The sequence below is a fragment of the Janthinobacterium sp. EB271-G4-7A genome, from assembly GCF_020858075.1.
GTDB classification, from domain to species: Bacteria; Pseudomonadota; Gammaproteobacteria; order Burkholderiales; family Burkholderiaceae_D; genus Janthinobacterium; species Janthinobacterium lividum.
Genome location: NZ_JACYMI010000001.1, coordinates 2,148,423 through 2,167,970 on the forward strand (window position 1 = coordinate 2,148,423; position 19,548 = coordinate 2,167,970).

General features: G+C 65.3%; 16 protein-coding genes. 2 read left to right on the forward strand and 14 right to left on the reverse strand.

The features are described from left to right. Positions 1–21: 21 nt before the first annotated feature. Positions 22–1,236 carry an MFS transporter gene (locus IGS58_RS09765; RefSeq protein WP_230521211.1) on the forward strand — a complete coding sequence of 405 codons (1,215 nt, stop codon included), beginning with the start codon at positions 22–24 and terminating at the stop codon, positions 1,234–1,236. 163 nt (positions 1,237–1,399) lie between these two features. Here the strand turns inward: IGS58_RS09765 and IGS58_RS09770 are convergent, their stop codons facing one another. Continuing rightward, positions 1,400–2,083 (reverse strand): pentapeptide repeat-containing protein, encoded by a 684-nt coding sequence (locus IGS58_RS09770; protein WP_442908360.1) that lies wholly within the window; start codon positions 2,081–2,083, stop codon positions 1,400–1,402. A gap of 310 nt (positions 2,084–2,393) precedes the next feature. On the opposite strand from IGS58_RS09770, the gene alaC reads away from it, so the two are divergent. Beyond that, the gene (alaC, locus tag IGS58_RS09775) at positions 2,394–3,611 is read left to right on the forward strand and encodes an alanine transaminase (RefSeq protein ID WP_081345639.1); all 1,218 of its coding nucleotides are present in this window, start codon (positions 2,394–2,396) and stop codon (positions 3,609–3,611) included. A 185-nt stretch (positions 3,612–3,796) separates the two neighbouring features. Here the strand turns inward: alaC and glpK are convergent, their stop codons facing one another. The 13 genes from glpK to IGS58_RS09840 all read right to left on the reverse strand — a co-directional run bounded on the left by glpK (position 3,797) and on the right by IGS58_RS09840 (position 19,519). Further along, the gene (glpK, locus tag IGS58_RS09780) at positions 3,797–5,287 is read right to left on the reverse strand and encodes a glycerol kinase GlpK (RefSeq protein ID WP_211550359.1); all 1,491 of its coding nucleotides are present in this window, start codon (positions 5,285–5,287) and stop codon (positions 3,797–3,799) included. After that, the gene (gene glpD / locus IGS58_RS09785; RefSeq protein ID WP_230521212.1) at positions 5,284–6,843 is read right to left on the reverse strand and encodes a glycerol-3-phosphate dehydrogenase; all 1,560 of its coding nucleotides are present in this window, start codon (positions 6,841–6,843) and stop codon (positions 5,284–5,286) included. Before glpD ends, glpK begins: the two co-directional genes overlap by 4 nt. A 43-nt stretch (positions 6,844–6,886) precedes the next feature. Beyond that, positions 6,887–7,648: a TSUP family transporter gene (locus IGS58_RS09790; RefSeq protein WP_230521213.1), complete on the reverse strand. Its 762-nt coding sequence runs from the start codon at positions 7,646–7,648 to the stop codon at positions 6,887–6,889. Between the two features lie 7 nt (positions 7,649–7,655). Beyond that, complete coding sequence (locus IGS58_RS09795; RefSeq protein ID WP_230521214.1) at positions 7,656–9,677, reverse strand: alpha-glucosidase; 2,022 nt, start codon at positions 9,675–9,677, stop codon at positions 7,656–7,658. Positions 9,678–9,758: 81 nt separating this feature from the next. After that, the gene (locus IGS58_RS09800; RefSeq protein ID WP_099388109.1) at positions 9,759–11,150 is read right to left on the reverse strand and encodes a porin; all 1,392 of its coding nucleotides are present in this window, start codon (positions 11,148–11,150) and stop codon (positions 9,759–9,761) included. Positions 11,151–11,215: 65 nt separating this feature from the next. Next, on the reverse strand, positions 11,216–12,670 hold the full coding sequence (locus IGS58_RS09805; RefSeq protein WP_230521215.1) for an NAD-dependent succinate-semialdehyde dehydrogenase: 1,455 nt from the start codon (positions 12,668–12,670) through the stop codon (positions 11,216–11,218). 23 nt (positions 12,671–12,693) lie between these two features. Continuing rightward, positions 12,694–13,482: an SDR family NAD(P)-dependent oxidoreductase gene (locus tag IGS58_RS09810; RefSeq protein ID WP_070256732.1), complete on the reverse strand. Its 789-nt coding sequence runs from the start codon at positions 13,480–13,482 to the stop codon at positions 12,694–12,696. A 27-nt stretch (positions 13,483–13,509) separates the two neighbouring features. Next, the gene (locus tag IGS58_RS09815; RefSeq protein WP_230521216.1) at positions 13,510–14,418 is read right to left on the reverse strand and encodes an SMP-30/gluconolactonase/LRE family protein; all 909 of its coding nucleotides are present in this window, start codon (positions 14,416–14,418) and stop codon (positions 13,510–13,512) included. Then, complete coding sequence (locus IGS58_RS09820) at positions 14,411–15,298, reverse strand: aldose 1-epimerase (RefSeq protein WP_230521217.1); 888 nt, start codon at positions 15,296–15,298, stop codon at positions 14,411–14,413. The genes IGS58_RS09815 and IGS58_RS09820 overlap by 8 nt, the downstream gene beginning before the upstream one ends. A gap of 2 nt (positions 15,299–15,300) precedes the next feature. After that, on the reverse strand, positions 15,301–16,131 hold the full coding sequence (locus IGS58_RS09825; protein ID WP_034755232.1) for a carbohydrate ABC transporter permease: 831 nt from the start codon (positions 16,129–16,131) through the stop codon (positions 15,301–15,303). Continuing rightward, positions 16,128–17,042, reverse strand: a complete 915-nt coding sequence (locus tag IGS58_RS09830) for a carbohydrate ABC transporter permease (protein WP_034755235.1) — start codon at positions 17,040–17,042, stop codon at positions 16,128–16,130. The genes IGS58_RS09825 and IGS58_RS09830 overlap by 4 nt, the downstream gene beginning before the upstream one ends. Before the next feature lie 76 nt (positions 17,043–17,118). Then, positions 17,119–18,369 (reverse strand): ABC transporter substrate-binding protein, encoded by a 1,251-nt coding sequence (locus IGS58_RS09835; protein WP_034778560.1) that lies wholly within the window; start codon positions 18,367–18,369, stop codon positions 17,119–17,121. Between the two features lie 46 nt (positions 18,370–18,415). Next, the gene (locus tag IGS58_RS09840) at positions 18,416–19,519 is read right to left on the reverse strand and encodes an ABC transporter ATP-binding protein (RefSeq protein WP_070256740.1); all 1,104 of its coding nucleotides are present in this window, start codon (positions 19,517–19,519) and stop codon (positions 18,416–18,418) included. Between the last annotated feature and the right edge of the window lie 29 nt (positions 19,520–19,548).

The window sequence follows — 19,548 nt, forward strand, 5'->3', positions numbered from 1 at the left end:
CTATCGAACCGAGGAAACAACATGAACAAGGCCTCATCTTCTGCTCCCCACGACATTGCGCCCGCCATGGTGCTGCTGCTGGCCATCGCTTCCGGCCTAATCGTCGCCAATCTGTATTACGCGCAAACCCTCGTCGGGCCCATCAGCGCCTCGACGGGCCTGTCGGCCAAGGCGGCCGGGCTGATCGTCACCCTGACGCAAGTGGGCTATACCCTGGGCCTGCTGTTTGTCGTGCCGCTCGGCGACTTGCTGGAAAACCGCCGCCTGATCATCACTGCCTTGCTGGTGACGGCCACGGCCCTGGTGGTGGCGGCCCTTTCCACGGGTGCCATCGTGTTTCTCGCTGCCGCGCTGGCCATCGGCCTCGGTTCCGTGGCGGCGCAAGTGATCGTGCCGTTTGCCGCCCACCTGTCGCAGGAAGCGACGCGTGGGCAGACGGTGGGCAAGGTGGTCAGCGGCTTGTTGCTGGGCATTATGCTGGCCCGTCCCGTGGCCTCGCTGGTGGCGGCCCATGCGAGCTGGCATGTGGTGTTTGGCGGCGCCGCTGTGCTGATGGTGTTGCTGGCGCTGGTGCTGCGCCGCGCCTTGCCTGCGCGCCAGCCCGTGTCGAACATGCGTTATCCGGCCTTGATGGCGTCCTTGTGGCATTTGCTGCTCGGCACGCCCGTGCTGCGCCGCCGCGCCGCCTATCACGCTGGCCTGTTTGGCGCCTTCAGCCTGTTCTGGACCGTCACGCCGCTGGTGCTGTCCAGCCCCGCGTTTGGCCTGTCGCAAACGGGCATCGCCATCTTTGCCCTGGTGGGCATGGCCGGTGCCGTCGCTTCGCCCATCGCCGGCCGTCTGGCCGATGCGGGCCACACCTTGCCGGCCACGGCCGCTGCGCTGGCGCTGGGCATCGTCGCCTTTGCCTTGCCGATGCTGACGCCGGAGTCAAAACATGTGGCGCTGGGGCTGCTGGTCGTCGCTTCCATCGTGCTCGACATGGGCGTGGCGGCCAACCTGGTGCTGGGACAGCGCGCCATCTTCAGCCTGGGCGCGGAAGTGCGGGGCCGCCTGAACGGCCTGTATTTTGCGCTGTTCTTTGCGGGCGGCGCGGCCGGTTCGGCCATCGGCGCCTGGGTGTATGCCAGCTATGGCTGGCAAGCGACCTTGCTGACAGGCATGGCGTTTCCGGGCCTGGCCCTGCTGGTGTGGCTGGGAGAATTTCTGCCGCAAGCCACGCGCCGCACGGCCTGAAACCCTGATGGCAGCTCATTATCACGAATGGATATTTCTATCATCATGAAGATAAAGTGGCGTGATATGCCGCGATGCCGCAAGATGCACTTGTCTCCTCTATCTCCTCCAAGGAAATAGATTCAGCCCGCTCCCGCAGCGGGCTTTTTTTTGCCTGTTCAGATTAAATCACCACCAGATCGAGCGCGCGCATGAAGTTGGCCGCCTGCGCATGCGTGATGACGGCGCCCTTCAGCAGCGCCGCTTCGCTCAATTTGAAACCGTCGATATCAGCGCCGCGCAAGTCCGCGCCCTGGAACTTCGCCAGCTTGATGGTGGCGTTGCGCAGGCTGCCGCCTTCGAAGACGGCGTCGCGGAAGTCGCAGCCGGCCAGGTAGGCGTCGGAAAAATCGAGCTGCTTGAGTATCGCCTTGCGGAAGGAAAAGCCGCGCAGGTCGGCGCCCACCAGCAGGCTGTCCTCGAAGGTGAGGCCCAGGTGGGCCACTTCCTCGAACGAGGCGCCCGTCAGCTTGCAGCCGCGGTAGGTGGCCGACGCCAGCTTGGCGCGCCGCCATTTCGTGTTGTTCAGGTCGCAGCCTTCAAACGTGGCGTCGACGGCGTCGACGGATTCGAAATCGGCGCTGCCCGCGCGGCAGCGGCGCCACGTGCTGCGCGCCAGCTTGCTGGCGAATAAGTTGGTGTCGGCAAAGGTGCAGCGTTCAAACGTGCAGCCCTGCAAATCGAGGCGCGACAAATCTTCGCCGTCGAACGCGCAATCGATGAAGTGGCGCACGGGCAGGGCCAGCTGCTGCTCGATGCCGGTCCGGTCCAGGGTCATGCCAGTTACTGCGGTGTCGTGTGTTGCCATCCGTCTCATTCCTAAAATAGAAAGCAGGGGAGGGATGGCGCGGCGGAAAGATGCACGAACCAGAACACCTCCCCGGCTGGTGTAACAGCCAAGGGTCAGCGCCGTGGGTCCGCGCGGGCGGGAGCATGCCGGACGGTGCCAGGCACTTACCGGGTTACCAACCGGTGCGCTCATTTTCGATCAGCGCGTATTGTAGCGCGTCCGAATCGGCCTTGCCAGTTTGCGCAAGCTCGGGTTAGTATCGTTGCAGGCGCAGCCACTGCGCCAACGTCGCTCGGACGGATCCGGGCGCTTACGTACAGAGATAACCATGACCGACAGCCAAGCTCCGCGCAGCTTTTCGCGCATCAATCGCCTTCCCCCCTACGTTTTCAATATCACCGCCGAACTCAAGATGGCCGCGCGCCGCCGTGGCGAGGACATCATCGACATGTCGATGGGCAATCCCGATGGCGCCACGCCGGCCCACATCGTGGACAAGCTGGTCGAGACGGTGAAACGCCCGGACACGCACGGCTATTCCGCATCAAAAGGCATTCCCCGGCTGCGCCGCGCGATTGCCCACTGGTACAAGAAGCGCTACGAGGTCGACATCGACCCGGACAGCGAAGCCATCGTCACCATCGGCTCGAAAGAGGGCCTGGCGCACTTGATGCTGGCGACGCTCGACCGTGGCGACACGGTGCTGGTGCCCAATCCCAGTTACCCCATCCACATCTGGGGCGCCGTCATCGCGGGCGCCGACATCCGCTCCGTGCGCATGGGGCCGGGCGTGGATTTTTTTGCCGAGCTGGAACGGGCGATCCGCGAAAGCTACCCGAAGCCGAAGATGATGGTGCTGGGCTTCCCGTCCAACCCCACGGCGCAATGCGTGGAGCTGGAATTCTTCGAGCGCGTCGTCGCGCTGGCGAAACAGCACAATATTCTGGTGGTGCATGACCTGGCGTATGCCGACATCACTTTCGATGGCTGGAAGGCGCCGTCCATCATGCAGGTGCCCGGCGCGCGCGACGTGGCCGTGGAATTTTTCACCATGTCGAAAAGCTACAACATGGCGGGCTGGCGCATCGGTTTCATGGTGGGCAATGCGGAACTGGTGGCGGCCCTGGCGCGCATCAAGAGCTATCACGACTATGGCAGTTTCACGCCCGTGCAGGTGGCGGCCATCGCCGCGCTGGAAGGCGACCAGAGCTGCGTGACGGAAATCTGCGCCCAATACCAGCGCCGCCGCGACGTGCTGGTGAAAGGCTTGCATGAGGCAGGCTGGATGGTGGAAAAACCGAAGGCCTCGATGTATATCTGGGCGCATATCCCGCAAGCGTACCGCCACCTGGGATCGCTGGAGTTCGCCAAGCTGCTGCTGCAAAAAGCCAGGGTCAGCGTGTCGCCCGGCATCGGCTTCGGCGAATACGGCGACGAATACGTGCGCTTCGCCCTGATCGAAAACGAGGCGAGGGTACGGCAAGCGTTGCGAGGCATCAAGAATATGTTGCGTTCTGGCGACGGGAAAACGGAAGCGGCAGCATAAAAGTTGCCGTATGGAATTCTTCGTTGCCCTTAATATCACCGTTGCGTATTTCTGACATCACGAATATAAAGTGGTTTTATATGCTGCAACGCGGCATCATTCATCTGTCTCCTCTATCTTCCTCCAAGGAAATAGATTCAGCCCGCTCCCGCAGCGGGCTTTTTTTTGCCTGTCGTTCCGCACGGCTATCCCTCCCCATTTCCCGCAAACCGCCGCACCGCCACTTCCCATTGCTGCATCAGGCTGCCCGCCTGGTCGCGGCCGATGGTGGGCAAAAACGTCCTGTCGGCGCGCCAGTGCGATGCCAGCTCTTCCACGCCACGGTACTGGCCGATGGCCAGGCCCGCCAGATAGGCCGCGCCCAGGGCGGTCGTTTCAATCACTTGCGGGCGCACCACTGGGATGCCCAGCAGGTCGGCCTGGAATTGCAGCAGCAGGTTGTTGGCGCAGGCGCCGCCGTCCACGCGCAGTTCCGTGATGGGCGCTTGCGCGTCGCGCGTCATGGCATCCAGCAGGGCGGCGCTCTGGAAGGCGATCGCTTCGAGCGCCGCGCGGGCGATGTGGCCCACCGTGCTGCCCCGGCTCAGGCCCAGGATGGCGCCCTTGGCCGATGGCACCCAGTACGGCGCACCCAGGCCTGTAAACGAGGGCACGAAGACCACGCCGCCCGAATCGGGCACGGAGGCGGCCAAGCCTTCCGCTTCGCCCGCGTGGCCGATGGCGCCCAGGCCGTCACGCAGCCACTGCACCACGGCGCCGCCGATGAAGACGCTGCCTTCGAGCGCATACGCCGGCTGCGTGCCCACCTGGCAGGCGGCCGTGCTGATCAAGCCATGCTGCGATTGCGCGCACTGCTCGCCCGTGTTGAGCAGCAAGAAGCAGCCCGTGCCATAGGTATTCTTGGCCATGCCCGGCGTGAAACAGGTCTGGCCGAACAGGGCCGCCTGCTGGTCGCCGGCGATGCCGCCGATGATGACGGGGCTGCCCAGCACTTCCGTATCCGTTTCGCCATACACGTGGCTCGATGGATGGACGGACGGCAGCAGGCTGGCGGGAATTCCCAGCCAGTCGAGCAGCTGGGCATCCCAGCAGCCTTCATGCAGGTTCCACAGCATGGTGCGCGAAGCGTTGGTGACGTCGCTCACGTGCAGGCGGCCGCCCGTCATCTGCCATGCCAGCCACGTGTCGATGGTGCCGAAGGCCAGTTCGCCGCGCATGGCCCGCGCGCGGGCACCGGGCACGGCGTCGAGTATCCAGCGCAGCTTGGTACCGGAAAAATACGGGTCGAGCACCAGGCCCGTCTTTGCGTGGATGGCGCCGGCCAGGCCCCGCGCGCGCAAGTCCTCGCACAGCGCTTCCGTGCGGCGGTCTTGCCAGACGATGGCGTTGTAGACGGGTTCGCCCGTGGCGCGGTCCCACACCACCGTCGTCTCGCGCTGGTTGGTGATGCCCAGCGCGCCGAGGGCATCTGCCTTCAGGCCTGTCTTGGCCAGCACTTCGCGGCAGGTCGCCAGCTGGCTGTGCCAGATTTCCATCGGGTCGTGTTCGATCCAGCCCGGTTGCGGGAAGAGCTGGCGAAATTCGCGCTGCGCCACGGCGACGATGGCGCCCGTTTCATCGAACACCATGCTGCGCGAACTGGACGTGCCCTGGTCGAGGGCCAGCAAATACGTCATGCCGCCACCTCTTGCGCCAGATGGACCGCCAGCCACTGCTGCAGGCGCGCCACGTCGGCCGGCGCGCAGCGCAAACCCAGTTTACTGCGCCGCCACAGGATGTCGTCGCTGCTCCTGGCCCATTCCACTTCGATCAGATAGCACGCCTCGGCCTCGTACAGGCCGGGCGCCAGCTGCTCGCCCAGGTCGGCCATTGAAGCGGCGCCCGTCAGCAGGCGCGTGGCGCGGCTGCCGTACGCGCGCGCATAGCGGCGCGCCAGCGCGGGCGGCAGCCAGGCGTGATCGCGCTGGAAGCGGGCGAGGAAAGCGTCGAAATCATGGCTGTCCACCAGTCGATTCTCCTGCTGCAGGTCGCCGCCGGGCAGGGGCGCTTGCGCCGTCCAGGCCGGGGTGCCATTCTCCAGCAGGGGCGCCAGCAAGCCCAATGCTTCCTCGGCCAGCTTGCGGTAGGTAGTGATCTTGCCGCCCCAGATATTGAGCAGGGGCGCGCCCGTCGCCGCGTCGCCGCGCGCCACTTCCAGCAGGTAGTCGCGCGTGACAGCCGACGCGTTCTGCGCGCTGTCGTCGAGCAGGGGGCGCACGCCCGAATACGTCCACACGACGTCGGCGGGGCCGATCTCGCGCTTGAAATAACGGTTCGCCGCCTGGCACAGGTAATCGATCTCCGCCTGGCTGATCTTCACCTGGCTCACTTCCCCCTTGTATTCCTCGTCCGTGGTGCCGATCAGGGTAAAGTCGTCCTGGTAGGGAATGGCGAAGATGATGCGCTGGTCCGGGTTCTGGAAGATATAGGCGTTCGGATGCTCGAACAGGCGCGGCACGATGATGTGGCTGCCCTTGATCAGGCGCAGTCCCTGCGTCTTGCCGCCGCCGGCCGCGCCGGCAAATTGCGCCGTCCACGGTCCCGCCGCGTTGACGATGGCGCGCGCACGCAAGGTCTTGCGCTGGCCATCCTCGGCTTGCAGGGTGGCGTGCCAGGCGCCGCCATCGCGGCGCGCATCGATGCAGGCCGTGCGCGTGAGGATGTGCGCGCCGTGCTCCTGCGCATCGAGCGCGTTGAGCACCACCAGGCGCGCATCGTCGACCCAGCCGTCGGAATACACGAAGCCCTTGCGGTAGCCGGCCTTCAGCGGCGCGCCCGCCGCGTGTTTGTCCAGCGCGATGCCTTGCGAGGCGGGCAGGAAGGCCCGCTTGGCCAGGTGGTCGTACAGGAACAGACCCGCGCGTATCATCCAGGCGGGGCGTTGGGCGGCGTCGTGCGGCATGACGAAGCGCATCGGCCACATGATGTGGGGCGCGGCGCGCAGCAGCACTTCGCGTTCCTGCAGCGCTTTGCGCACCAGTTTGAATTCATAGTATTCGAGGTAGCGCAGGCCGCCGTGTATCAGCTTGGTGGATGCGGACGAGGTGTGCTGCGCCAGGTCGTGCTGTTCGCACAGCACCACGCGCAAGCCGCGGCCGGCCGCGTCGCGCGCGATGCCGGCGCCATTGATGCCGCCGCCGACGACCAGCAGGTCGCAGTCGGCGGGCAGGGAGGAAAAGCGGGAAGCGGACATGGAAGGTTCGTCTTGTAAAAGTAAAAGGAAAAAAGGCGCCGCCTCAGGCAAGCAGCGACAGCACGGGCGGCAGCACCAGGGCCAGGCCGGCGAACAGCAGCAGCACGAAGACGGCGCGGCGCACGTGCTCGATGGGCAGGCGCGAAGGGTGGCGGCGCGCCAGCCAGGTCAGCCCCGTCACCAGCGGCAAGGCCTCGAGGGTCAGCCACAGGGCCGTCATGCTGAACTGGCCATGCGCCAGCACGAGGGCCAGGCGCAGCACGGCATTCGCGGCGAACAGTACGATCAGCGAATGGCGGATCATGTCGGCCGGCCATGGCTGGCGGTACAGGTGGTACACCATGGGCGGGCCGGCGCTGGCGAACAGGCCGCCCATCACGCCGGACACGCCGCCGAAGAACAGGAAGGCGGGCAGGCCGGATTGCCGCGCACGCGCGCTGGCGCGCAGCACCAGCATGCACGCGCAGACGACGATGGCGCAACCGAGCAGGAAGCGCAGCAGGGTCACTTGCTGCGCGCTGAACCAGCCCAGCAGGGCCACGCCCGCGCCCACGCCCAGCTGGCTGACGGCCAGTGCAGGGCCGAATACGGGCCAGGCCAGCTGCGGGCGCGTGCGGCCAAACGTGATGGCCGCATTCACCAGCACCAGCACGCTCACCACGTTGGCGACATCGCCCAGGCTGGCCAGGTGCAGCACGGCCGTCAGGCCCAGCAGGATCAGGCCGAAGGCAAAGCCCGTCAAGTTCTGCGCGTAACTGGCCAGCGCCACGCAGGCCAGGAACAGCAGATGCGACGCCACGCTCATGCCAGGCTCATTTCGCCAGCGACAGGAAGAAGTCCTGCTGTGCGCAGCCGCGCCGCACGAACACGGGCGGCTGGCCCAACGGCGCATCGACTTCCACGCGCTGGCCGCCTTCGAAGGCGGCGCCGCTCCACAGGTGGATCCAGGCGTCGCCCCGCGGCAGGTAGGCGCTCCAGCGCGCAGCGCCCGCCGCATGCACGGGCGCCACCAGCAGGTCGGGACCGAACAGGTATTGGTCCTGGATGGCGTAGGTGGCGCGGTCGTGCTCATAGTGCAGGAACAGGGGGCGTTGCAGCGGCAGGCCGCGCGCCACGGCATCCTCGGCCAGGGCGCGGATGGTCGGCGCCAGCGCCACGTGCAGCTGCGTCATGCGAGCGAAGTGGCGGAATACCTGTTCATCCTGGTAGAACTGGAAGTTTTCGTCCGGGCGGTTGCCTTCGTGCGTGCGCATCATCGACGTAAACACGGCCATCTCCGTCCAGCGCTGGAACAGTTCGGCCGTGCGCAGGTTGCCGAACAGGCTAGTGTAGCCGCCGATATCGCTGTGGTGGTAGGCGTTGCCCAGGAGGCCGGACGACAGGGCGCCGCAGATCACCGTCTGCAAGCCATCGTGGCGGCTGAAGTCGACCGACTGGTCGCCAGCCCACAGCAGCGGGCAGTGCGCCTGCACGCCCGTGTAGCCGGCGCGCATGAAGAAGGTGGCGTCGCCCGTCTTGCCGGCTGCTTCGATGGCGCGCGCATTGACTTCGGCCCACAGGGTCGGCCAGGCGTTGTGCATCAGGCGCGCATCGACGCCATTGTGCAGGCGCAGGTCGATCGGCAGGTATTCGCCAAAGTCGGCCATCCAGCCGGACAGGCCGAAGTCGAGCATTTCCTGGCGCAGGATGCGTTCCTCGAACCACAGCGCGGCGGCCGGGTTGGTGAAGTCGACGACGCCGCAATCGAATTCGCCGAAATCGACCAGGTAGGCGCCGCCATCGATGGCCGTGGCCAGAAAGCCCTGCCGCAGCGCTTCCTGGTACAGGGTGCCGTCGTTGCACAGGTAGGGATTGACGTAGCCGAGGAAGCGGATGTCCTGTCTGGCCAGGTCGGCGATCCAGTTTTTCAGGTCCGGATAGCGCTGCGGCTGCCAGCGCCAATCCCAGAACAGGCGCTTGCCGAACGAGGTCTGGCGCAAGCCCACCCAGTCTTCGCACCACAGGGCGCTGACGGGCAAGCCGTGCTCCTGCGCCTGCGCGAGGATGGCGCGCGCGTGATCTTCGCCGCCTTTCAGGCCCAGCATGGCGCCATTTTGCAGCCAGGCGGGCAGCTGTGGCTGGCGGCCGAAGCGCTGCGAGACGACGCCGACCAGGTCGACGAAGGTCTCGGCCAGCATGAATTCCAGGCGCTCGGGCATGGCCCAGAATTGCAGCTCGTGGAAATCCGGCTGGCGGAAATCGAAGTCCGCATACGCCGTCGTCTCCGCATGCAGGCAGTAGCGCTGCGAGGAGATAAAGCTCGGCTGCGGATAATTCGTGTGATAGTAGTCGCCGCCCGATTTGGACGTCACGTCCGCCTGCCACGTCAGGTGCGTCGACTTGTCGCGGCCCACGCCCGGCTCCGACGTCCACAGGGGGAAGTGGCGGCCGCGCAGGTCGAAGTACGACATCTGCTCGCCGCAGCCCCAGACATGCTCGTCCTGTTCCGCGGGCAGGCGCAGCCACAGCCGGTTCCAGCCCGGCGCCGCATAGCGCACCACCAGGTGCACGCCATGCGGTTGTGATTGGACGGCCAGCACCAGTTGCGGAGAATCGCCCGCATGGCGCGCAAAGCTCAGGGTGGCGCCGTCGCCGTCCTGCGTGACGGCCAGCGCGCGCAGGGCGCTGCGCTCTTCGACATAATCCTCGATGGCGAAGTTACCGCGGTACATTTCCATGCTTTCGCGGCCCTGGCCGACGAACACGCATGGGGTATCGACGCCGTGGCGCAGCAGCAAGCGGCCGGCGCAGCGCAGGGCGACGCTGTCATTTTCCTGCTGTAGTGTGTACTGCATGACGATCAACTCCTGTGAAAACCGGTCGCCCGCATGGTGGCGTGGGGCGGGCCGGCGGTGCATCAACAAATAAGCACTAAATTAAAAGACGAGGAACATGCCGGCGGTCAGCTCGACGGGGCTGTAGCCGAAGTAGTTATTGTCCCCCCGGAACTGCAATACGCCCAGCTTGGCATGGCTGTTGTTGGCGATGCGCGTGGCATACGCGTAGAACGACAGGGTCGGCTGGAAGTTGTACAGGTAGCCCAGCGAGTAGGCTGTCGACGTGGGCTTGCCTACGCCATCGCCCGTGTTCGTGCCGAACGCGCCTTTGGCGTTGGCGCCGTCATAGCTGATGTGCGCCAGGCTGCCCTCGATGCGGTGCTTGCCGAGGTCGTAGGCGCCCGAGACGCCGAAGGCATCGGCCGCATAGCCGCCCGCGTTCGACACGCGGTAGGAGGTGTAGGAGCCGCCCAAGGTAAAATCGTGCCACTTGTAGCGCGCGCCGACGATGTCCGTGACCTGGTTGCGCTTGAGGAAGTTCGGCGTGCCCCCCGTGCTGATGTCGTTGCTCTGCTGGTAATCCATGTGCGCATAGCCGAGGAACAGGTCGCCCTTTTTGTACAGCACGTTGGCGGCCCAGCTGCGGCCATCGTTTTCCAGGTCGGTGGCGGAAGACGCCTGCTGGCCGGCCGAATACGACACTTCCGCCGAGATGTTGTTCCAGGTGGGGCTGCGGTAGCGCAGCGCATTGCCGTAGAACAAGGCCGTGCCCGAGTTGTTGCCGGCCAAACTCGTCGTCTTGCTGGCGTTGCCCGTCACGGGATCCTTCAGGTAGCGGCCCAGGGATTCGGGACGCGTGAGCGAGAACAGGGCGCTGAAGTCGTTGGCGCCGTAATTGTGCGCCGAGGCCAGGTCGGCGCCCAGCGAGACCCAGAATGGCGCCATGTACATGGTGCCGCCTTCGATCGAACCCCAGGTGGTCGAGGCAAAGCCGACGGTGGAACCGCGGTTGAACAGCACGGACGAGGTGGTGTTGTTTTGCGTGCCGCCGCCCGCGTTGCCGTTGAACAGGTTCAAGCCCGTCTCGACGCCGAAGATGGCCTTGTATTCATCGCTGAAGACCCAGGCGCCCGTGAGGCCCAGGCGGCTGGCCATCTCGCCCTGGTTCAGGCGGTGGTTGGTCAACTGGCGCCCGCTGGCATCCTTGCCGCGCGAAACTGTATAGCCGATGTCGCCACGGCCGTACAGTTTCCAGTTGAAGCCGGTAACCGGTTTCACGGGCGCCGCTGCCGGTGCGGCAGCCATCGCTGCTGCTGGCGCTGGCTGGGCCGCTTTCGCTTCCATCTGCGCCACCCGGTCCTGCAACTGGGCCAGCATGGCCTTCATGTCGCTGAGTTCGTCGGCGCGTGCGTTAGCGCTAACAAATGGTGCCGAGAGAAGCACGCCGGTAATGGCCGCGGCCAATGTGGTTTTGCGTAAAGTCGTTTGCATGATCCTGTCTCCTGTGTTTTTTATGAGTATGGTTGCTGATCCCTGCCTTGCCTACCTTGAAATAATCAAATCCCTCCCATGCACAAATATTTGATATCGAGGAAGTCGTCCATGCCGTAATGCGAGCCTTCGCGGCCCATGCCCGAATGCTTGACGCCGCCGAACGGCGCCATTTCATTGGCGATCATGCCCGTGTTGATGCCGACCATGCCCACTTCCAGTTCTTCCGCCACGCGCCAGACTCTGCCCAGGTCGCGGCTGTAGAAATAGCCGGCCAGGCCGAACTGCGTGGCGTTGGCCATGGCGACGACTTCCTCTTCGCTGCCGAAGCGGAACAGGGGCGCCAGCGGGGCGAAGGTTTCCTCGGTGGCGACCAGCATGTCGCTGTTCGCTTCCAGTACCACGCTGGGCTCGAAGAAGCTGCCGCCCAGCGCGTGGCGCTTGCCGCCGATGGCCAGCTTGCCGCCCTTGGCCAGCGCGTCGGCGATATGCTGTTCGATCTTGCGCACGGCGTTTTCATCGATCAGCGGGCCTTGCGTGACGCCTGCTTCGGTGCCGGCCCCCAGTTTCAGCTCGGCTACCTTGGCCACCAGGCGGGCGGCGAAGTCGTCGTAGATGCTGTCCTGTACGTAGATGCGGTTGGCGCAGACGCAGGTCTGGCCGCTGTTGCGGTATTTCGACATCAGCACGCCTTCGACGGCCGCGTCGATGTCGGCATCCTCGAAGACGATGAAGGGCGCGTTGCCGCCCAGTTCCAGCGACAGCTTCTTGATCGTGCCGGCCGCCTCGCGCGACAGCCAGGCGCCCACTTCCGTCGAGCCCGTAAACGTGATCTTGCGCACCAGGTCGTTGTGGCACAGTTCCGTGCCGATCGCCTGCGCCGCGCCCGTCACCACATTGAAGACGCCGGGCGGCACGCCGGCGCGCAGCGCCAGTTCGGCCAGCGCCAGGGCCGACAGCGGCGTTTGCGACGCCGGTTTCAATACCATGGCGCAGCCGGCGGCCAGGGCGGGGCCGGCCTTGCGCGTGATCATGCCGTTCGGGAAATTCCACGGCGTGATGGCCGCGCACACGCCGATCGGCTGCTTGATGACGACGATGCGCTTGTCGTTCGACGGCGGCGCGATCACGTCGCCATATGCGCGCTTGCCTTCCTCGGCAAACCATTCCAGGTAGGCCGCGTTCGAGACGATCTCGCCCTTGGCTTCCGCCAGCGACTTGCCTTGCTCGCTGGTGAGTATCAGCGCCAGGTCGTCCGCGTGCTGCAGGATCAGCGCATGCCAGGCGCGCAGCACCGTGGCGCGCGCCTTGACGGTCTGCTTGCGCCACAGCCGGAAGGCCGCGTGCGAGGCGGCGATGGCGCGCCGCGTCTCGGCGGCGCCCATGCGCGGCACGGTGGCGATCAAGGCGCCGGTAGCCGGGTTGGTGACATCGATGGTGGCGCCGTCATCGGCGTCGCACCAGGCGCCGTCGATCAGGCATTGCTGTTTCAACAGGCTTGCGTCTTGCAGGTTCAACATGAGGGTTCTCCTTGAATGGGGGCTTAGCCAGCTACAGATACTTGCGCGAGGCCGGCATCGACGATGATGTTCTGGCCCGTGATGCCGTCCGAATCGTCGGCCGCCAGGAACAGGGCCGTGCGCGCCACGTGGCCCGCGTCGAGCCGGTATTTCAGGCATTGCAGTTCGATGAAACGGCGGTCTTCTTCCGGGTCGCGCCATAGCGCGGCCTGGCGGTCCGTGGCGATGGCGCCCGGCGCGATGGCGTTGACGCGGATATTCTGCTCGCCCAGTTCGCGCGCCAGGGTGCGCGACAGGCCCGCGATGCCCGCCTTGGAGGTGGTGTAGCCGACCAGGTTGGGACGCCCGCGCATCCACGAGATCGAGCCCAGGTTGATGATGGAACCGCCGCCGGCGGCCGCCATGCCAGGCGCCACCTGCTGGATGGCGAACACGTGGTGTTTCAAGTTCAGCGCCAGGCAGTTGTCCCAGTATTCGGGCGTCAGTTCGGCCAGCGAATGACGGTCGTCGCGGCCCGCGTTATTGAGCAGCACGCGGATGGCGCCAAAGCGCGCCTCGACGCCGGCCAGGCTGGCCTGGTAGGCGGCGATGTCGCGGATGTCGCTGTAGACAAAATAGGGCGCGTGCCGGCACAGGGGCGCCAGGCGCGCGGCCAGGGCGTCGCTGGCGTCGCGGTCGATGTCGCAAAAAGCCACTTGCGCGCCTTGCAGGGCGAAGTGTTCGACCAGCGCAGCGCCGATGCCGGAGCCACCGCCGGAAACGAAGACCACGCGGTCCTGCAGGCTGGGGTAGAGAGTGATGTTGGCGTTCATGCTGTCCTCAGGGTGAAGATCCGGATATCAATCCCGGTAAAGGGGTTCGGGGCGGCCGGCCACGTCCAGGCGCACGGCAAAGAGGCCGCCGGCCTGCGGCTGGCGCGCCAGTTCGTCGTCGCTTGCGCCTTCGCGCGCGCTGGTGATGTACAGGGTGCGCAGGTCGGCGCCGCCAAAGGCGATCATGGTGGGGCGCGTGACGGGCACGCGCACGATGCCGATGATCTCTCCCTGCGGCGAAAAGCGCAGCACCCGGCCGCCTTCGTATTGCGCGCTCCAGTAGCAGCCTTCGGCATCGAGCGCCGCGCCATCGGGGCGGCCGCCGTACACGGCGTCCTCGCCCTTGGCGGGCAGGCGGGCAAACACCTTGCGTTCGCCCACCTGGCCGCTGGCCGCGTCAAAGGCGAAACGGTAGATCACGTGGTTCGGCGTGTCGGACTGGAACAGCGATTGGCCATCGGCCGCGAAGGCCAGGCCATTGCTGACTTTCACGCCAAGATCCTGTTGCGGCCCCCAGCCCAGGCGCGTGGCGCCCCGTTCCAGGCAAAACATGGCAGCCAGTTCCGCCGTGCGCGGCTCGTACATGGCGCCGGCCCAGAAACGCCCGGCGCTGTCGCAGTGGCCATCGTTGAAACGCATGTCGCGGCTGTCGTAGGGGGCGTCGGTCAGCTTGTCGAGCAAGCCTTCCTGCGGATAGAAGCGGTAGAAACCGTCGCGCAGGGCCGCCACCAGGCCGCCCTTTTCAGCCAGGGCGATGCAGCCCGGCTCGCACGGCACCCACCAGACGCGGTCGAGGCTTGTGGCCGGATCGTAGCGGTGCAGGCGGCGCCCGGCGATATCGATCCAGTACAAACACTGCTCGGCCACGCTCCACAGCGGGCATTCACCCAGCTGGGCGCGCGCGTCGAGCACGAGTTCGGCTTGCCATTCACGCATGCTGGCTCTCCTCGATGGCCAGGCGCATGGCGATGTGCAGACTCTCGCCGGGCGCCAGCAAGCGCATGCCCGTGTCACGCGCGCCGCGCGCGGCCAGCGCAAACGCGTTATTCGCGTGCGTGACGGGTTCGATGGCGATGAAGCTGCGCTCGTCATTGGTCGCGAAGCACACGAGGTGGCGGCAATTCTCGCTGGCTGACAGCTGCACGCTGTAGTCGCCGTAATCGAGGCTGGCGCGGCCCGTCCAGCCGCTGTAGCAATGGTCGCTGCGCCAGCCGGCCACCGGCTGTGGCGTGGCGAATGGCGACGCTTGCGCCACGGGCGCCAGGCCGGCCGGCAAGTGGTCATCGCCCATGCTCCACACGCCATCCCATTGCGCCTGCAGGCGCAGGCCGGGCGCCAGCGGAAAGTAGGGGTGAAAACCCAGGCCGGCGGGCATGGCGCGCGTATCTTCATTGCGCACGGATAAAGTCAGGCGCAGGCCGGCAGCGTCGAGCAGCACGGTTTGCCGTGCTTCGCAGGCGAACGGCCAGTCGGCGTCGCTGCCGTGCACCAGCAGCAGTTCGGCGCTGTCGTCCGCACGCGCCGCCACGTGCCAGGCGCGCTGCCAGCCGAAGCCGTGGATGCTGTGCGGCTCGGGCGGGAAGTTGGCGCGCAGTGCATGCGCCTGTTCCTGCGCCTGCAGCACGGCGTTGCCGATGCGGTTCGAATACGGCACCAAAGGGTAGCAGGCCATCTGTCGCACGTCGGCAGCGGCTGGCGCGGCGCGCAGGATGTCGCGCCCGCGCCAGCGGAAAGCCGCCAGCGCGCCACCCGTGGCCGGGTGGACGTCGGCGCGGCAGTCGCCGTGCGCCAGGGTGAAGGGAGACTGGTGGTCCATTCTCAGCCCTTCAAGCCGCCCGAGGTCAGGCCGCTGACGACCTTTTCCTGGAAGATCACGATCAGCACGACGATGGGCACGATGGCCACCACCAGTGCCGCCGAAATGATCGGCCACGGGAAGGCGAACTCGCCTTGGTACAGCTGGATGCCGACGGGCAGGGTGCGGTAGGCCACGGCCGAATTCATCGACAGCGCCAGCAGGAACTCGTCCCAGGAATTTACAAACGCGAGGATGGCGGCCGTCGCCACGCCAGGGGCGGCCAGCGGCAGCACGATGCGCCACAGGGCGCTCAACCGGGTGCAGCCGTCGAGCATGGCCGCGTTCTCGATGTCGCGCGGGATATCCTGGAAAAAGCTCACCATCATCAGGGTGCAGATGGGCAGGTTCAGCACCGTGTACGGCAGCACCAGCGCCCAGTAGGAATTGAGCAAGCCCAGGCTGCGCATGATTTCGAACAATGGCACCATCAGCGTCACCAGCGGGAACATCGACACGCCGATGATGGCAGTGAGGATCAGGCCGCGGAAGCGCAGGCGCAAGCGGGCAATCGCATACGCGGCCAGCGCGCTGATGAACAGGCTGAGCAGGGTCGACAGGCCGGCCACGATCAGGCTGTTGGTCAGGAATGTCAGCAGCGGCTGGTCCTGGAAGGCGGAGATGAAATTGCCGATGGTCGGTTCGTGCGGCCAGTAAGTGATCGGCTTTTGCGTCAGTTCGCTCTCGGTCTTGAGCGAGGTAAACAGGATCCACAGGGCGGGGAAGACGCCGTTGAGGATGACGATCGCGGCGGCGAACCAGCGCAGGCGCTTCGATGAAAATAGGCCGCTCATTCTTTGTCTCCTCTTACATATTTCAGATACACAAACGTGGTGGCCATCGACAGCAGGAACATGAAGACCGCCAGGGTCGAGCCGTAGCCCACGTCGAGGTAGTCGACGGTATTGGACTGGATATACATGGCCAGGGTCTTGGTTTCGTCGCCAGGGCCGGGCATGTTGTAGGGAATATCGAAGGACTGAATGGCCGTCAGGGTGCGGAAGATCAGCGCCACCAGCATCGACGGCACCAGCAGGGGCAGGGTCACTTCCGTGAATTGCTTCCATTTGCTGGCGCCGTCCACTTCGGCCGCTTCATACAGCGAGGCGGGGATGGTTTGCAGGCCGGCCAGCAAAATGAGCGCCATGAACGACGAGGTTTTCCAGATGGTCGTGATGCAGATGGCGGCCATGGTCAGCGCGGGCGAGTTGAACCAGATCTGCGGTTCCCAGCCCAGGCCGGGGATCAAGAGGTCGATGCGGCGGATGATGTCGTTCACCAGGCCGTATTCGCTGTGGAAGAACCAGGCGAAGATCAGGCCGACGAAGGCCAGCGGCAAGGCCCACGGCAGCAGCAGCGCCAGGCGCACGGGCCAGCGGTATTTGAACGGCATGTTGGCCAGCATGGCCAGGCCCAGGCCCGCCACCAGCGCGCCCGGCACGGTGACGACGGTGATGATGACGGTGTTTTTCAAGGACTTCCAGAACAGGCTGTCTTCCAGCGCCATCTTGTAGTTGTCCAGGCCCACGAAACTGGGCAGGCTGCCGCCGGACAGGCGGATGTCGAAAAAGCTGTTATAGATCAGTTTGCTGACCGGGTAGGCCACGATCAGCAGTAAAAAGAGAATCGCCGGCGTCAGCAGGACCCAGGCCAGCGTTGTTTCGCTGGGGTCCGTGATGCGGCTTTTCAGGGTGCGTTGCCTCATGATTTCCTCGTCTGTTGCGGTGTGCGTATGCGTGTGCCGCCCGCGCCGCCGTCGTGGCGGCACGGGTTCGGTCTCCTTAGCGCAGGATGCGCTTGACCCGGTTTTCGATCTCGGCCACGCCCGCCGCCGGCGTTTTCACGCCCGCCATCACGGCATTCGTGTTGACGCGCACGGCTTCGGACACTTCGCTGTAGCGCGGCGTGACGGGGCGCGAACGGGCGCTTTGCACCACCGGCAAGGCATCGGCGAACCAGCCATTGACGGCCAGTACTTCCTTGTCCTGGTAGACGGACGGGTAGACGGGCAGGTTGGATGCCTTGATGGCCAGCTGCTTCGACACTTCCGGGCTCGACAGCCAACGCACCAGCTTGGCCGATGCTTCCTTGTTTTTCGAGAATGAAGACACGGCCCACTGCCAGCCGCCGATGCACGAGGCAGGTTTGCCGCCCGCCATGGCCGGCAGGCTGACGACGCCAACCTTATCTTTCACGCTGCTGTCGGCGCCATCCTGGAAGTGATTCCAGGCATAGCCCCAGTTGACGGCAAACAACACGTTGCCGGCTTGGAATTCCTTGCGCGTATCGTCGGTGGCCACTTCGGCAATGTTTTTCTTTGCCACGCCCTGGTCGACCAGCTTGCGCCACATGGCCAGGCCCGCTTCCGCCTTGGGCTTGTCCAGGGTCAGCTTGCCATTGGTGACCAGTTCGCCGCCCTGGCTCCAGTACGGCAACAGGAAGGTGCAGACGGCGCCTTCGATGGCTTTGCCCTGGAAGCTGATGCCTTGCAATTCCGGATTCTTTTCGCCGGCCTGGATGGTGCGCGCCACGCTGGCCAGTTCATCCCAGGTTTTCGGCGCCGCCAGCTTGTACTTGGCCAGCAAGTCCTTGCGGTAGTAGAGGAACATGGCGTCGGCAAAGGCGGGCAGGGCCACGACCTTGTTGTCGACCATATTGGCTTGCTTGTAGGCGGGCAAGTACTGGCCCATGATCTTGTCGCGGTCGGCGCCCAGGTATTTGTCCAGGCTTTCGATCCATCCGGCCGACGCGTACTGGGCCGGGCGGATGATGTCGATCAGGAATACGTCCAGGGTGGTGTCGCCGGCCGACAGCACCGTGTTCAGGTATTTCTGCTGCAATTCGGACGTGGCGCCGCCCGTTTCCAGGTCGATCTTGACGCCGGGATTGGCGGCCATGAATTTGGCGAACAGTTCGCGCATGACTTCGGGGCGCTCCTGGCCGCCGACGAACACCTTGACGGTTTGCGCGTGCGCGCCGGTAGCGAGGACGAAGGTGGCGCCGAGCGCCAGGACGAGGGATTTGATACGCATGATGTTGTCTCCTGTTTTTGGAATGGGTATGCCGGTCGTTCGCGGCTTATCGGGAGGGCAGTACCGCGCCCCCTTGCGGATCGAACAGATGGAATTTCTCCATGTCCAGCTGTACCGTGACTTGCTGTCCCGGCGCCAGGGCAAACGTGGGCGGCAGGCGCGCCGTCAATTCGCCGCCTTCGCACTGGAAGATGACCAGGGTTTCCGCGCCCAGCGGTTCGACCACCACGACTGTCGCGGCCAGTGCGGCGCTGGCGGGACTGGCCGCTTCCAGCGTGATGTCTTCCGGGCGGATGCCGAATTCCACTGCGCGGCCGTCGAGCTTGCCGCATGCGGCCTGGCGCTCGAGCGGCAGGGCCAGGCGGGCCGCGCCCAGCACGATCTCGGCCTGGCCGGCGCCGTTGCGCGCCACCTTGGCGCCGAGGAAGTTCATCGGCGGCGAGCCCGTGAAACCGGCAACGAATTTCGACACAGGCTCGTTGTAGATCTGGTCTGGCGTGCCGACCTGCATGATGTTGCCGCCGGACAGTACGACGATGCGCTCGGCCAGGGTCATCGCCTCGACCTGGTCATGCGTGACGTAAATGGTGGTGGCGCCGATGCGCTGGTGCAGCTTCTTGATTTCCGTGCGCATTTCCGAGCGCAGCAGGGCGTCCAGGTTCGACAGCGGCTCATCGAACAGGAACAGCTTGGCCTGGCGCACGATGGCGCGGCCCATGGCCACGCGCTGGCGCTGGCCGCCGGACAGGGCGCGCGGCTTGCGGTCGAGCAAGTGGTCGATTTTCAGGATGGTGGCGGCGGCGCGCACGCGCTGTTCGATTTCCGCCTTGGGGAACTTGCGCAGTTTCAAGCCAAAGCCCAGGTTGTCGAACACGGACTTGTGCGGATACAGCGCATAGTCCTGGAACACCATGGCGATGTCGCGTTCGCGCGGCGGCAAGTCGTTGACGACCTGTCCCTCGATAGAGATGGTGCCGCCCGTGATGGATTCGAGCCCCGCGACCATGCGCATCAGTGTTGATTTTCCGCAACCCGAAGGGCCCACGAAGACGACGAACTCGCCTTGCTTGATTTCCAGGTCGATGCCATGAATGACTTCGACGCCGTTGTCGTACTTCTTGACGACCTTTTCCAGTTTTACACCTGACATGCTTGTCTCCAAAAGATGCGAATGACGCG

Excerpts from the sequence above, each read along its gene's own strand:
- IGS58_RS09765 (WP_230521211.1), top strand. The coding sequence starts at position 22 with ATGAACAAGGCCTCATCTTCTGCTCCCCACGACATTGCGCCCGCCATG.
- IGS58_RS09770 (WP_442908360.1), bottom strand. The coding sequence starts at position 2,083 with ATGGCAACACACGACACCGCAGTAACTGGCATGACCCTGGACCGGACC.
- alaC (WP_081345639.1), top strand. The coding sequence starts at position 2,394 with ATGACCGACAGCCAAGCTCCGCGCAGCTTTTCGCGCATCAATCGCCTT.
- glpK (WP_211550359.1), bottom strand. The coding sequence starts at position 5,287 with ATGACGTATTTGCTGGCCCTCGACCAGGGCACGTCCAGTTCGCGCAGC.
- glpD (WP_230521212.1), bottom strand. The coding sequence starts at position 6,843 with ATGTCCGCTTCCCGCTTTTCCTCCCTGCCCGCCGACTGCGACCTGCTG.
- IGS58_RS09790 (WP_230521213.1), bottom strand. The coding sequence starts at position 7,648 with ATGAGCGTGGCGTCGCATCTGCTGTTCCTGGCCTGCGTGGCGCTGGCC.
- IGS58_RS09795 (WP_230521214.1), bottom strand. The coding sequence starts at position 9,677 with ATGCAGTACACACTACAGCAGGAAAATGACAGCGTCGCCCTGCGCTGC.
- IGS58_RS09800 (WP_099388109.1), bottom strand. The coding sequence starts at position 11,150 with ATGCAAACGACTTTACGCAAAACCACATTGGCCGCGGCCATTACCGGC.
- IGS58_RS09805 (WP_230521215.1), bottom strand. The coding sequence starts at position 12,670 with ATGTTGAACCTGCAAGACGCAAGCCTGTTGAAACAGCAATGCCTGATC.
- IGS58_RS09810 (WP_070256732.1), bottom strand. The coding sequence starts at position 13,482 with ATGAACGCCAACATCACTCTCTACCCCAGCCTGCAGGACCGCGTGGTC.
- IGS58_RS09815 (WP_230521216.1), bottom strand. The coding sequence starts at position 14,418 with ATGCGTGAATGGCAAGCCGAACTCGTGCTCGACGCGCGCGCCCAGCTG.
- IGS58_RS09820 (WP_230521217.1), bottom strand. The coding sequence starts at position 15,298 with ATGGACCACCAGTCTCCCTTCACCCTGGCGCACGGCGACTGCCGCGCC.
- IGS58_RS09825 (WP_034755232.1), bottom strand. The coding sequence starts at position 16,131 with ATGAGCGGCCTATTTTCATCGAAGCGCCTGCGCTGGTTCGCCGCCGCG.
- IGS58_RS09830 (WP_034755235.1), bottom strand. The coding sequence starts at position 17,042 with ATGAGGCAACGCACCCTGAAAAGCCGCATCACGGACCCCAGCGAAACA.
- IGS58_RS09835 (WP_034778560.1), bottom strand. The coding sequence starts at position 18,369 with ATGCGTATCAAATCCCTCGTCCTGGCGCTCGGCGCCACCTTCGTCCTC.
- IGS58_RS09840 (WP_070256740.1), bottom strand. The coding sequence starts at position 19,519 with ATGTCAGGTGTAAAACTGGAAAAGGTCGTCAAGAAGTACGACAACGGC.